This is a genomic window from Bradyrhizobium sp. Kon69 (genome assembly GCF_055807515.1).
Window position 1 is genome coordinate 1 of record NZ_JBVVOS010000382.1, and the last position, 265, is coordinate 265.

Below are 265 nucleotides of genomic sequence, written 5' to 3' on the forward strand. Positions count from 1 at the left end.
TGGAGCAGTCCCGCTCGATGGCAATGTATGCCGCAATAATGGCAAGCGAAGTCAAGGCGACCGAACGCGAGCGCGCCATTTCGGCGGCAAAGGTCCAGATCGGGCGCTCGGCGAGGGCGATCGGCCATCAGTCGATCCAACTCCACGGTGGCATCGGCATGACCATGGAGTACGGCGTTGGTCACTATTTCAAGCATGTGACCATGTTAGATGCCTCGTTTGGGAACACAGACTTTCATTTAAGGCGACTTGCCGCTCTCGGAGG

At 57.7% G+C, this 265-nt stretch carries 1 protein-coding gene; it reads left to right on the forward strand.

What is annotated here, in order from left to right; all coding sequences use genetic code 11:
- Positions 1-17 precede the first annotated feature (17 nt).
- A partial coding sequence (locus AC0L3U_RS39530; RefSeq protein ID WP_473365140.1) for an acyl-CoA dehydrogenase family protein occupies positions 18-265 on the forward strand: 248 nt, incomplete at its 3' end.